Origin of the sequence: Actinosynnema sp. NPDC002837, from assembly GCF_040295345.1 — a bacterium.
Taxonomy (GTDB): Bacteria; Actinomycetota; Actinomycetes; order Mycobacteriales; family Pseudonocardiaceae; genus Actinosynnema.
This window is the reverse complement of sequence record NZ_JBEOVG010000001.1, coordinates 95,086-108,050: the sequence shown is the minus strand read 5'-3', so window position 1 is coordinate 108,050 and position 12,965 is coordinate 95,086. Positions and strand designations below refer to the sequence as shown.

11 protein-coding genes are annotated in these 12,965 nt (G+C 73.7%); 6 read left to right on the top strand and 5 right to left on the bottom strand.

Translation table 11 applies throughout. From position 1 onward, the window contains the following. Nucleotides 1-138 precede the first annotated feature (138 nt). The 3 genes from ABTZ99_RS00510 (at nt 139) to ABTZ99_RS00500 (ending at nt 5,692) form a co-directional block, all read left to right on the top strand. Nucleotides 139-420, top strand: a complete 282-nt coding sequence (locus ABTZ99_RS00510) for a hypothetical protein (protein WP_499607018.1) — start codon at nt 139-141, stop codon at nt 418-420. Between the two features lie 212 nt (nt 421-632). Then, the gene (locus ABTZ99_RS00505) at nt 633-3,128 is read left to right on the top strand and encodes a CHAT domain-containing protein (RefSeq protein ID WP_499607015.1); all 2,496 of its coding nucleotides are present in this window, start codon (nt 633-635) and stop codon (nt 3,126-3,128) included. A 95-nt stretch (nt 3,129-3,223) separates the two neighbouring features. After that, nucleotides 3,224-5,692, top strand: a complete 2,469-nt coding sequence (locus tag ABTZ99_RS00500) for a M14 family zinc carboxypeptidase (RefSeq protein ID WP_499607012.1) — start codon at nt 3,224-3,226, stop codon at nt 5,690-5,692. Between the two features lie 168 nt (nt 5,693-5,860). Here ABTZ99_RS00500 and ABTZ99_RS00495 read toward each other — a convergent pair whose 3' ends face one another. After that, nucleotides 5,861-7,045: a PQQ-dependent sugar dehydrogenase gene (locus tag ABTZ99_RS00495; RefSeq protein WP_498774833.1), complete on the bottom strand. Its 1,185-nt coding sequence runs from the start codon at nt 7,043-7,045 to the stop codon at nt 5,861-5,863. 10 nt (nt 7,046-7,055) lie between these two features. Further along, nucleotides 7,056-7,925: an alpha/beta fold hydrolase gene (locus ABTZ99_RS00490; protein WP_499607010.1), complete on the bottom strand. Its 870-nt coding sequence runs from the start codon at nt 7,923-7,925 to the stop codon at nt 7,056-7,058. A gap of 30 nt (nt 7,926-7,955) precedes the next feature. On the opposite strand from ABTZ99_RS00490, the gene ABTZ99_RS00485 reads away from it, so the two are divergent. From ABTZ99_RS00485 to ABTZ99_RS00475, 3 genes are all read left to right on the top strand, one after another. After that, nucleotides 7,956-8,870, top strand: coding sequence for a 2-hydroxyacid dehydrogenase (locus ABTZ99_RS00485; protein WP_499607008.1), 915 nt, complete (start codon nt 7,956-7,958; stop codon nt 8,868-8,870). A 72-nt stretch (nt 8,871-8,942) separates the two neighbouring features. Further along, nucleotides 8,943-9,677 (top strand): DoxX family protein, encoded by a 735-nt coding sequence (locus tag ABTZ99_RS00480; RefSeq protein ID WP_498774827.1) that lies wholly within the window; start codon nt 8,943-8,945, stop codon nt 9,675-9,677. After that, nucleotides 9,677-9,922, top strand: a complete 246-nt coding sequence (locus ABTZ99_RS00475) for a hypothetical protein (protein WP_498774825.1) — start codon at nt 9,677-9,679, stop codon at nt 9,920-9,922. The genes ABTZ99_RS00480 and ABTZ99_RS00475 overlap by 1 nt, the downstream gene beginning before the upstream one ends. Nucleotides 9,923-9,979: 57 nt before the next feature. On the opposite strand, the gene ilvD is transcribed toward ABTZ99_RS00475, so the two are convergent. The 3 genes from ilvD to ABTZ99_RS00460 all read right to left on the bottom strand — a co-directional run bounded on the left by ilvD (nt 9,980) and on the right by ABTZ99_RS00460 (nt 12,787). Then, complete coding sequence (ilvD, locus tag ABTZ99_RS00470; protein ID WP_498774823.1) at nt 9,980-11,824, bottom strand: dihydroxy-acid dehydratase; 1,845 nt, start codon at nt 11,822-11,824, stop codon at nt 9,980-9,982. An 82-nt stretch (nt 11,825-11,906) separates the two neighbouring features. Further along, nucleotides 11,907-12,341, bottom strand: a complete 435-nt coding sequence (locus tag ABTZ99_RS00465) for a vitamin K epoxide reductase family protein (RefSeq protein ID WP_498774821.1) — start codon at nt 12,339-12,341, stop codon at nt 11,907-11,909. Further along, nucleotides 12,338-12,787, bottom strand: a complete 450-nt coding sequence (locus ABTZ99_RS00460) for a PH domain-containing protein (protein WP_499607002.1) — start codon at nt 12,785-12,787, stop codon at nt 12,338-12,340. Before ABTZ99_RS00460 ends, ABTZ99_RS00465 begins: the two co-directional genes overlap by 4 nt. Nucleotides 12,788-12,965 lie beyond the last annotated feature (178 nt).

The window sequence follows — 12,965 nt, the reverse complement described above, 5'->3', positions numbered from 1 at the left end:
TAAATTTCCACCTCCCCAGGTGCGTCCATCTGTGTAAGGCTTGGGCCGTTCGGCAGGGCCGGGGGGCCACCGAAACGACCTGGATCAGCCGCCGAGGATCCCCCGATCAGGGGGTCCCGTTGTAGGGGAGGCAACGTCATGACCCGCACTGACCCGAAGCTCGTCGCCGAGATCGACGCCATCGAGGGCGACGTCGTCGACGGGGCCGTCGACACCGATCAGAGCACCACGGACCTGGTCGACATCGGTGGGCTGGAGCCGACCGGCGGCCCGTACAAGCCGACCACCGACGACCCCGAGGTCGAGCGGCTCGTCAAGCCGATGGGCGGCCCCTACAAGCCGACCGGTGACCCGGAGACGAACGGTGGCCCGTACAAGCCGACCACCGACGAGCCGGCGGCCGTCACCCAGACGAAGTAATACGGGTCGCCGACAATCACGGTGACGTCACGCTGAATGCCGCCGGCCACAGGTCGGCGGCATTCCTCTGCCGCTTGTGATCTCATATGAGCGTGCCTGGCGAAACGCGTGGCTCCTCCGGACCGGATCACGCCGTCAGACGGGCCCGGCAGTTGCACCGCCGCGCGCTGGACGCGGCCACCGCCGACCGCCACCCGTCCGCCATCCGGCAGATGCGGAGGGGTCTGGCGCTGCTGGAGGTGCCCGGGATCGACCCGCAGGAACGCCTCGAGGTCCGCACCCGGCTGCTCAACACGCTGGCGTTCTGCCTGGCCGAGACGGGCAAGGTCGACGACGGCCTCACCCAGCTCGCCGGCGTCGACGCCGAGCTCGCCGGGCTGCGGGACGAGGAGCTGCGCGCCCACCTGTCGACCCTGGTCAACCTCAACCGCGCGGCCCTGCTGTGCCGGGTCGGCCGCATCGACGAGGGCATCGCCCAGCTCGACCGCGAGATCGAGCGCAGCGCACGGCGCCTGCCCGAGCACGCCGACCCCGAAGCCGTCGACCTGCTCGCGCTGGCCCTGTCCAACCGGGGCAACGCGCACGGCGAGGTGCACCGCTACGACAAGGCCGCCCGCGACCTCGACCGCGCGGTCGAGCTCGCCGACGCGCACGGCCTGCCCCTGCGCGCCGCGATCGCCAAGCACGCGCTGGGCAACGCCGTGCAGCGCGCCGGCGACATCCCGGCCGCCCTGCGCCACTACCACGAGGCCAACCGGGCGTTCCAGGACCTCGAACCCGGCCTGCTGCTGCGCCTGCGCATCGACCAGGCCGAGGCGATGATCAGCGTCGGCCTGGCCGACGAGGCGGGCCGGCTGCTGGACGAGGTGCTGCCGGAGCTGCGCCGCCAGCGCATCGGGCAGGACGTCGCCGAGGCCGAGCTGTTCCGCGCGGCGGCGGCGTTGCAGGACGGGGACCTCGTCCTGGCCCGGCGGATGGCGACCTCGGCGCAGCGCAAGCTGGTCCGGCGCGGCAGCCCGGCGTGGGCGGCGGTGGCGGGGCTGATCGCGTTGCGGGTGGACGTGGTCCGCGCGCTCGGCTCCCGGCGCCCGGTCGCCGGGGTGGTGCGCCGGGCGGTCGAGCTGTCCGCCGAGCTGTCCGCGTTGAAGCTGCACGACCAGTCGGCGTTCGCGCTGGTGCTGGCCGCACGGCTGGAGATCCGGCGCGGCGACCCGGACCGCGGCGCCGACCTGCTGCGCAGCGTGCCCAAGACGCGCCGGATCACGCCGATCGACCACCGGATGCTGCTGCGGCTGTGCCGGGCGGAGCTGGCGCTGGCCCGCGGCAACCAGCGGGTGGCGCTGGCGCAGGCCAAGGCGGGGCTGGCCGAGCTGGGCCGGATGCGGGACCGGCTCGGCGGGCTGGAGCTGGTGTCCGGCACCGCCGTGCACGGCCGTGAGCTGGGCGAACTCGCCGTGCGCCTGGTGCTGGGCGGCACGGACTCGGCGGCCAACGCCAAGCGCCTGTTCACCTGGCTGGAGCGCACCAGGGCGCAGCTGTACCGGTACGACCCGGCCGTGTCCACTGTGGACTCCGAGCTGGGCGAGCGGATCGCCGAGGTGCGCACGCTGAGCCGGGCCCTGCTGCGGGCCCGGCTGGACGGCCTGCCGACCGGTGAGCTGGAGTCGCGGCTCAAGGCGAGCCAGCGCGCCGCCACCCGGATGGGCTGGAGCGCCAGCCCGTGGGGCACGCCGCGCCCCGTCGTCACGCCCGAGGAGGTGCTGTCCCGGCTGGACGGGCGGGCGATGGTGAGCTTCGCGGTGTCCGGCGACGAGCTGATCGCCGTGGTGTTCGCGGGCGCCCGCGTGCGCATGGTGCGCCTCGGGTCGGCCGCCGACGCCACCGAGGGCGCGCGCCGCCTGCACGCCGACCTCAACGCGCTCGCGCCCGACCACCTGCCGCCGCCGTTGGTCGAGGTCATCTCGGCGTCCGCGCGCCGTGAGGCGGAGAAGCTGGACCGGCTGCTGCTCGGCCCGCTGGCGCCGATGATCGGCGACCGGTCGCTGGTCGTGGTGCCGACCGGCGCGCTGTACGTGGTGCCGTGGGGCGTGCTGCCCACCTGCGTGAACCGGCCGACGACGGCGGTCCCGTCGGCCACCGCGTGGGTGTCGGCGATCCGCCAGGAGCGCGACCACGTCGAGGGCGTGCTGCTGGTGCGCGGTCCCGGCTTGCAGGCCGCGCAGGGCGAGATCGACCGGCTCGCGGGCTACCACGGCGACGCGAAGCTGCTCGGCGTCGACGAGGCCAAGGTCGGCGCGGTGCTGGAGGCGTTGGACGGGGTCGAGCTGGCGCACATCGCCGCGCACGGCGAGCACGAGCCGGAGAACGCGCTGTTCTCCCGGCTGGAGCTGGTGGACGGCGCGATGTTCGCGCACGAGGTCGGCCGGGTGCGCCGCCCGCCGCACCAGGTCGTGCTGGCCGCGTGCGAGCTGGCGCTCAACCGGGTGCGGCCCGGCGACGAGCCGCTCGGGTTCGCGGGCGCGTTGCTGGCAGGCGGCGCGCGGACGGTGATCGCCGCGTCCAGCCGGGTCGGCGACCAGCCCTCGGCGGCGGCGATGGCCGACTTCCACCGCAACCTCGCGGGCGGCGCGTCGCCCGCGGTCGCGCTGGCCGAGGCGGTCGCGGTCGACCCGCTGCGTCGCCCGTTCGTGTGCCTCGGTTCGGGGTAGCGCGGCTGACCAGCCATTCGACCGGTTGACCTGGATCACCCGCACCCACTAGTCAGGGTGGAGGAGTTCCTCGGCGATCACCCCTAGGGGGCCCGGTGCGCTGGTTGACGCTCACGGTGCTGTTGCTGGCCACGATGACCACCCCCGCGACCGCCGCGCCCGATGCCGGCCGGGCGCACGAGCCGGGCAACGGGCCCGAGCGCAACCAGGTCGCCGCCGTCGACCCGCCGCTGCACGCCACCGCGCGCGGCGACAACCGGCCCGACGCCAACCCCGGCTACCCGCGCCGCACGCTGCTCCGCGCGTACCCGGAGGACCAGGCCGACCGGGCGATCAAGCTGGGCCTCGCGCCGTACCACGCGCTCGCGCCGCGCCTCAACGACCTGCAACGGCGCAGCGACCGGGTGTCCGTCGAGGTCGTCGGCCGCTCCACGCTGGGCCGCGACCTCTACCTGGTCACGCTCACCGCGCCGGAGACGCCGGCGGAGACCCGAAGGCAGGACGCGTGGCGCGACCGGATCGAGAACGACCCGACCCGCGCCGCCCGCGACATCTTCCTCCGCACCGGCTACAAGGCCCCGGTGTGGATCAACGCCAACATCCACGGCGACGAGTGGGAGGGCACCGACGGCGCGCTGCGCGTGATCGAGGACCTCGCCTCCGACCCGGCCGCCGGTGACTTCCTGCGCCGCCACCGGGTCTACGTGAACCTGACCGCGAACCCGGACGGCCGGGTGGCCGGCACGCGCGCCAACGCGACCGGGTTCGACCTCAACCGCGACTTCGTCACCTCGTCGCAGCCGGAGTCGCGGGCGATGCGGGACGTCGTCAAGCGCATCCAGCCCCTGCTGGTGCTCGACGAGCACGGCTACGTGGCCAACACGCTGATCGAGCCGACCACGCCGCCGCACGGCCAGAACTACGACTTCGACCTCTACATCGGGCACGGCTACGCGGGCGGCCTGCGGATGGAGGACGCGGTCCAGGCGCTCGGCCACCCCGAGGCGGCCTCGCCGGAGATCCCGTTCCGCGACTACGAGCCGGGCGTGTGGGACGGCTGGGCGCCGATCTACACCGCGCAGTACTCGATGTACCACGGCGCGGTGTCCTACACGATCGAGATCCCCATGCGCGTGAACCGGGGCGACTACACGACCCAGCCGGTGACGGAGTTGCGGCGGCGTTCGGCCATCAACACGGACGTCGTCGAGGCGACGATCCGCAGCGCGCTCACGTACGTGAACGAACACCGGTCCGCCATGGTGGACAACCAGATCGAGATGTTCCGCCGCGGCCTGGCGGGCGAGCCGCAGCGGGCCGTGCCGGACGGCTTCGTGCCCGGCTTCGGCTCCGAAGATCGCTACACCACGGAGTTCCCGCGCGGGTACGTCATACCGGTGGGTGACGGGCAGCGGTCCGGGCAGGCCGCCGCACGGCTGGTCGACCACCTGGTGGCGCACGACGTCCGGGTGAAGCGCGCCGACCGACCGTTCACGCTGGGTGAGCGCTCCTACCCGGCCGGGTCCTACGTGGTGGACCTGCACCAGCCGAAACGGGCGCTGGCGAACGTGATGCTGGAGGCGGGCCGGGACATCTCCGCCACCGTGCCGGTCATGTACGACATCAGCGGCTGGAGCCACCGGCTGCTGTGGGGCGCGTCGGTGGACGTCGTGCGGGACGGGCCGCTGGACGTGCGCGGGCGGGAGGTGTCGGCGGCGTCGCCCTCGGGCTCGCTGCGGGCGCCCGAGGGCAGCGACCTGGCGCTCGTGCTGGCCGACGGCAAGGACGTGGCGGCGGTGAACGACCTGCTCGCGCGGGGTGTCGGGCTGCGCAGGCAGGACGACGGCACGATCGTGGTGCCCGCGTCGGCGCGGTCGGCGGCCGAGGAGGTGTCGGACCGGTACGGGGCGCGGTTCACGGCGGCGGCGCCGGGCGGTGCGCCGCTGCGGCGTCCCGTGGTGGCGGGCGCGGTCGCGGCCGACGAGCTGAAGGCGTTGCGGGACATGGGCTTCGACATCCGGCCGGTGTCGACGGCGGTGCTGGAGCAGGGGTTCGACCTGTCCGGTGTCGACGTGCTGCTCGTGTCGTCGGGGTTGCGGTACGACCAGCTCGGCGCACCGGCCAGGGCGGCGGTGGACGGGTTCCTGGCGCGCGGCGGCGTGGTGACGCGCGGCGCGACGGGTGTGCGGTTCAACGCCGACGCCGGGGTGCTGCCGGTGCGCGCGGTCGCGGGCCGGGAGGACGCGAACGGCGTCGTCTCGGTGGTGGACGAGGCGGGCGCGGTGGGCCACTCGTTCGTCTACGCGCCGTACTGGTTCACCGACCTCGGGGCGGGCGTGAGCGCGCGGCAGCGGTACCAGGCGCTCGTCGCCGGGCACTGGGCGGCCCGCCCGGACGGCTCGGGGGGCAGCCGTGACGCGGCCGGGCAGGCGGCGGTCGTCGCGGGCACGTCGCCGCGGGGCGCGCGGGCGGTGCTGTTCGGCACCGAACCGCTGTTCCGCGACCACCCGAAGGGCCTGTACGCGCAGGTGGCGGACGCCATCTACCGCACCACGGCCCCCTGACCGCGCTGCGACACCTGACCCGCGCTGCGACACCGGACCGGACCGCGACACCCGACCGGACCGCGACACGCCACCGCACCGCGAGGCCTTGGCCGGACCGCGATACGCCACCGGACCGTGAGGCCCTGACCGCGCTGCGACACGCCACCGCACCGCGAGGCCCGGACGTCAGTCCTTGCCGCCGACGGGGCCGCCCTGGCGCACGATGATCACCACGCGGTCGTCGCTGGAGACCGGCGCGCCGCCCTGGTTCTTGTTCACCGTGCCGGCCAGCGCGGTCGTGTCGTCCAGCATCAGCAGCGGACCGAGGCGGCCGAAGCCGTCCTCGCCGTGCATGCTCGCCTCGGGCTTGCCGGTGAAGCTGCCGTCCGGGTTCATCGGCAGGTTGAGCACGCCCGGGGTGGCGCTCGCGGCCACCATCACGGCGTTCGAGAACGACGCGCAGCCGGCGACGCCCGGGCGCTCGGGCCACGACCACGCCGGGTCGCCCAGCGCCTTGCCCGGCTCGACCCGGTACAGCAGGTCGGCGGTCGCGCCCGCGTCGGTCACCCACGCCTTCGTGCCGTCGCCGGACACGCACAGCCCGCCGGGCGACTTCAGGCCGCTCGCCAGCACCCGGGAGCCCGCCGTCGGGTTGCCGCGCGCGGGCTGGCCCGTGGCGTCGATCCGCAGCACCTTCCCGGCCAGCGAGTTCGGGTCGGCCGCCGCGCCGGGGTTGCCCGCGTTGCCCGTGGCCACCAGCAACGCGCCGGTGCGGTCGTAGGCGAGCACGCCCCGGTTGCCGGTCGGGCCCTTCGGGATGCCGGTCAGCACGGGCTTGGGCACGTCGCCCGGCGCGATCCGCAGCACCCGGTTGTCGGTCGCGGTGGTCACGTACACGAAGACCAACTGGTCCTCGGCGTACGTCGGCGACAGCGTGAGCCCGGTGAGCCCGCCGTCGCCCGCCGCGTCCACCTCGAGCTTCGCCACCTCGACCGGGTCGACGTCCTTGGTCACCTTGAGCAGCCGCCCGGTGGTGCGCTCGGTGGCCAGCGCCGTCACCGCGCCGGTGGTCTGGTTGACGTCGGTCAGCGCCACGCCGGAGATCGGGTTCAGGCACGTGCCGACCACGGCGGGGTTGAAGTCCTTGCAGCCCTGCGGCGGTGGCACGGGCGTCGGCTGCTGACCGGGCTGCTGGCCGCCGACGGGACCCTTCGGCAGCTCGCCGGGCAGCTCGGGCACCGGCCCGGCCTGCGGCGTCAACTGCTGGGCCGCGCTCCACCCGGCCGGTCCCGGCTGCTCGGGGAAGCTCGCGCAGCCCGCGGCCAGCAGGCCGAGGGCCGAACCGATCAGCACTCCACGCAGTCGCGACACGAGACCCAGGTTAAGCGCGTGGCCGTGAACGCGAGGTGAGCGGCCCTTCCACGTCCTCGTGCACGGCCCGGCGCACGGCGTCGGCCCGGTCGAGCAGGAGCTCCAGCTCCTCCGCCACCACCCGCGGGTCCTCCAGCGGGAGGAAGTGCGTGTTCGGCAGCACCCGCACCCTGGCCTGCGGCAGGGCGGCGACGGGGCCGAGCACGCCGTCGGCCGAGGCCAGGAAGTCGTACCGGCCCGCCAGCACCGTTGTGGGGCACGTCACGCCGGTCAGGTCGAGCCGGGGCGTGCGGCCCAGCGCCAGCGCGAGGGTGAGGTACCAGCCCCAGTCGTGCCGGAGGTAGCGGCGCAGCGACCCGAGCAGCGGCCCGCCGACGTCCGGCACCGGCACGCGGTGCAGCACGGCGTCCAGCAGGGGCGCGGCGGCCTTCAACGCCGTCAGCCCGCCCACGCCGAGCAGCCGCCGCACCGGCTCCGGCACGCCGGGGATGCCGAACACGCTCGCGAACGTGTCGCCCGGCGCGCCCGTGACCAGCAGCAGGCCGCTCACCCGGTCCGGGTGCCGCAACGCCAGCGCGGCGGCCACCGTCACGCCCATCGACCAGCCCATCACCACGCACCGCTCGACGCCGCCGTCGTCCAGCACGGCCAGCGCGTCGGCGACGTGGTCGGCCAGCTCGACGCGGGACGGGTCGGCCGGCCGGTCCGAGTCGAGGGTGCCGCGGTGGTACCAGCCGTGCACGCGGGCCGACGGCAGCTCCGGCCACGCCGTCGGCACGGCGCCGAGGCCGTGGCTGAGCAGCACGTCCGGCCCGTCCGCGTCGGTGCGCCACAACCTGATCCGCGTGCCGTCCGCGGAGAAGACGTCGTGCTCCCGCATGGCGGCAAGTGTGCCGTAACGTGCGGTCCCGTGAGCCTCACCGTGCTGGTCCCCGACGACCTGGGTGTCCGCGTGCTGTCCGACGTGGAGGGCGTGCGGCCCGTCCGCTACGAGCCGGGGCAGCCGCTGCCCGCCGAGGCCGCCCACGCGGAGGTCCTGGTGCCGAAGTTCCTGCTGGGCACGGACCCGCGCGACGTGTTCGGCCAGCTGCCGGCGCTGAAGCTGGTGCAGCTGCTGTCGGCGGGCGCCGAGCGGTTCATCGGCGTCGTACCCGATGGTGTGATGCTGTCGACGTGCCGCGGCGCGCACGGCGGCAGCACGGCGGAGTGGGCGATCGGCGCGCTGCTCGCGATCTACCGGGACTTCCCGGTGTTCGAGCGGGCCAGGCAGGAACGCCGCTGGGACTACCACCTCACGGAGACGTTGCAGGGCAAGGAGGTGCTCGTGGTCGGCGCGGGCGACCTCGGCGAGCAGTTCCGGCGCAGGCTGGAGCCGTTCGACGCGACCGCGACCCTGGTCGGCCGCACCGCCCGGCCCGGCGTGCACGGCGTGGACGAGCTGCCCGACCTGCTCGGCCGGTTCGACGCGGTGCTGGTCGTGGTGCCGCTGACCGAGGAGACCACCGGGATGGTGGACGCGAAGTTCCTCTCCCGGATGAAGGACGGCGCGATCCTGGTCAACGCGGCGCGCGGCGCGGTGGTCGACACCGGCGCGTTGATGGCCGAGCTGTCCTCGGGGCGGCTGCGCGCGGCGCTGGACGTGACCGACCCGGAGCCGCTGCCGTCGGACCATCCACTGTGGACCGCGCCGGGCCTGTTCCTCACGCCGCACGTGGCCGGCAGCTGCACGGGCCACGCCGAGCGCGCGTACGCCGTGGTGGCCGCCGAGGTCGACCGGTTCGCCCGCGGCGAGCGGCCGCGGAACCTGGTCAAGGGCGACTATTAGCCCATTCGGGTGAATTCGGTCGGCTGAACGGACGCTCGCGGACGTCGTCCGAACCTCCTAACGTGCGGGTGCGTGGCTACTCACGACGACCGCTCGAGGACATCTGGCGGCTACTCCGACGACGGGTTCTACTCGACGAGTGGCGTTGGCGGAGGAGTTCACCACTTCGACGACGGCACGCGGACGATCGACGGCGACGCGTTCGGCAAGGACACCAAGGGCTTCGACGCCTCCGGCTACACGCCGATCGCGGACTTGGAGGACAAGCCCGCTTCCCACTACGACACGTTCGAGGACGAGGACGAGCGCAAGCAGTTCGGCTGGAGCGCCAGTGCCGACATCGGCCTGCTGGTGCTGCGGCTGGCGCTGGGCGGCGCGTTCGTCATGCACGGCCTGCAGAAGGTGTTCGGCCTGTTCGGCGGGCCGGGCATCGACGGGTTCGCCCAGTACCTCCAGTCCACCGGGTTCCGCGAGGCCCGGATCCTGGCCTGGGTCACCGGCATCACCGAGCTCGGCGGTGGTGCCCTGCTCATCTTCGGCCTGTTCACGCCGCTCGCGGCGGCCGGTGTGCTCGGCGTGATGGCGAACGTCATCGCCCTGAAGTACCGGGGCGGCTTCTTCGCGCCCAACGGCGTCGAGCTGGAGGCGGTGTACGCGGCGATGGCGTTCGCGACGCTGTTCGCCGGCCCCGGCCGGGCCGCCCTGGACTACAACCGCAGCTGGTTCCGCCACCCGCTGCTGTCCGGTTTCATCTGCCTGGTGATCGCGGCCGGCGCCACCGCGGCCACGCTCTACGTCTTCCGGTAGTGGACCAGCGGGTCGTGGTGGCGGGCTTGCAGCTCGCGCTCGTGGTGGTCGGGGTGCCGGTGGTCTACCTGGTCGCGTTCCCGATCGGCCTCACCGCGCGCTCGCTGCTGCCGCCCGTCGGGTTGCTCGCGGGCCTGGTCGTGGGCGGGTTGGTGGCCACCAGGGCGCGAAGACCCGTCGTCGGGCCGCTGGCCGGGTGGGCGGTGTTCCTCGCCGCCCTGGCCGCGGTCCGGCTGCTCGGCTAGGCCGTCGACCAGCGAAAACCCGGCCGGTGAAGGATGTCCGGCCGGGTTTTCCCGCACCTACTTGTTCACGTCCCGCACCGCGCCCGTGGATGCGTCCGTCGCCATCCGGGCGTAGGCGCGCAGCGCCGCGGTCACCGGGCGGACCCGGTCGACCGGCTGCCACGGCCGCTCCGACGCCTCCACCTTGGCCCGCCGCTCGGCCAGCGTGGTCTCGTCCACCAGCAGCTCCAGCCGCCGCTCGTGGACGTCGATCAGGATTCGGTCGCCGTCCTGGACCAGGCCGATCACGCCGCCGCCCGCCGCCTCCGGCGAGACGTGGCCGATCGCCAGGCCCGACGTGCCGCCGGAGAACCGGCCGTCGGTGATCAACGCGCACTTGCGGCCGAGGCCCGCGCCCTTCAGGAACGCGGTCGGGTGCAGCATCTCCTGCATGCCCGGCCCGCCCGCGGGGCCCTCGTAGCGGACCACGAGCACGTCACCGGGCTGGATCTCCTTCTTCAGGATCGCCGAGACGGCCTCCTCCTGGGACTCGACCACGCGCGCCGGCCCCTCGAAGTGCCACAGCTCCTCGTCGATGCCCGCCGCCTTGATGATCGCGCCGCGCTCGGCCAGGTTGCCCCGCAGCACGGCCAGGCCGCCGTCCTTGGTGTACGCGTGCTCGACGTCGCGGATGCAGCCGCCCGCCGCGTCCGTGTCCAGCTTCGACCACCGGTTGGACGTGGAGAACGCCTGCGTCGTGCGCACACCGCCCGGCGCCGCGTGGAACAGCTCGACGGCCCGCGGCGACGGCGACGGGGCCCGCACGTCCCACTCGCCCAGCCACGACGCCAGGTCCGGGCTGTGCACGGTGTGCACGTCCTCGTTGAGCAGGCCGGCCCGCCACAGCTCGCCGAGCAGGGCCGGGATGCCGCCCGCCCGGTGCACGTCCTCCATGTGGTAGTCCGAGTTCGGCGACACCTTCGACAGGCACGGCACGCGGCGGCTCAGCGCGTCGATGTCGGCCAGCGTGAAGTCGATCTCGCCCTCGCGCGCGGCGGCGAGGATGTGCAGCACGGTGTTCGTGGAGCCGCCCATCGCCATGTCCAGCGCCATGGCGTTCTCGAACGCCTTGCGGTTCGCGATCGAGCGCGGCAGCACCGACTCGTCGTCCTGCTCGTAGTACCGCTTGCACAGCTCCACGACCGTGCGGCCGGCCTCGGCGAACAGCTCGCGGCGCGCGGCGTGCGTGGCCAGCGTGGAGCCGTTGCCCGGCAGCGCGAGGCCCAGCGCCTCGGTGAGGCAGTTCATCGAGTTCGCGGTGAACATGCCCGAGCACGAGCCGCAGGTCGGGCACGCCGACCGCTCGACCTCGGCCAACCCGGCCTCGTCCACGTCCGGCGAGGCGGACGCGGAGATCGCGGTGATCAGGTCGGTCGGCGCGACGGCGACGCCGTCCACCACGACCGCCTTGCCGGCCTCCATCGGCCCGCCCGAGACGAACACCACGGGGATGTCGAGCCGCATCGCCGCGTTGAGCATGCCGGGCGTGATCTTGTCGCAGTTGGAGATGCACACGATCGCGTCGGCCTGGTGCGCGTTGACCATGTACTCGACGGAGTCGGCGATGATCTCCCGCGACGGCAGGGAGTAGAGCATCCCGCCGTGGCCCATCGCGATGCCGTCGTCGACCGCGATGGTGTGGAACTCGCGCGGCACCCCGCCGGCCTCGCGGATCGCCTCGGCCACGATGTCCCCGAGGTCGCGCAGGTGCACGTGCCCCGGCACGAACTGCGTGTAGGAGTTGGCGATGGCCACGATCGGCTTGCCGAAATCGCTGTCGGTCATGCCGGTCGCGCGCCACAGCGCGCGTGCGCCCGCGGCGTTGCGGCCGTGGGTGGTGGTGCGGGAACGGAGCGGTGGCACGGCTCCTCCAGAGGTCTTTGCCAAGAAGAGAATCGCGAACGACGCGCGCGGGGTGTGGGGCGCGGAAAGCGGGAGCGGTGCCTCAGAGATTACTCCGCCGCAACGCCCCGACGACCAGCACGGCGGCGAGCGCGAGCGTGATGACGTGCACAGCCGTGCACCACAGGCAGATCTTCCCGATCAGCAGGAACTCGGCGGCCACCAGGTACACCACGAACAGCACGCCGACGCCGACGGACACCAGCCGCGCCCAGTGCAGCGCCTCGTTGCGCCAGGCGAACGGCAGGCAGGCCACGGTCATGAACGCGAAGAACACCAGGCCCAGCACCGCGACCGGGATGCCGAACAGTTCCGACTGCTCGCTGGTGGTCACCGTGCCGCAGTCGATCACCTCGCCCTCGGCGCACAGCAGCGCGCCCGCGCTGAAGTGCGCGACCGTGAGGTAGGCCGAGACCGCGAGCCCCGCCAGCGACAGCACCAGGCTGAGGACGGGCACCCACTGTGTGCGAGAACTCACCCGTCGGACTTTACGGGCGGCGGCGTTTCGTCCTGGTCAGGCCCGGCGGGCTCCTCCTCGGCCGCCGCGGCCTCTGGCACGGCCGTCGGATCGGCCACCCGACCGCCGCTGACCTGCGACAACACCGGCAGGTGCGCGGCGCGCACGGCGGGCAGCCGGACGAGCGAGCCGTCCGCGAGCACCGCCGACAACCACCCCTTCGGGACCACCTTGATCGCCTTCACGTCCGACCACGGCACCTCGCGCGCGCCGAACGTGCCGCGCGCCACGATCCGCTCGCCGTCCACGGTCGTCCGGTTGCGCAGCACCCACCACGCGAACGCCGCCGGCAGCAGGTAGAGGACCTGGAGACCCGGCACGCCCCACGCGACGGGCGTCGCGCAGATGGCCGCGGACCCGGCCGCGAGCAGGGCCGGTGTGGGGATGCGGAACACGACTTTCGGCACGAATCGAGATGCTGCCACCCATCGTCCGAGCGGGTGACTCCGGCCCGCGTCCACGCACGTGCGGGCTTCCACCATCCGGGAGTGCCGTCCCGCACAGTTGACGCTCCACCTCCTTGACGGTTAACGTCAGCCCCATGCAGCGCAACCTCGTTCTCGTACTTCCCAGGCGCGTCGACGC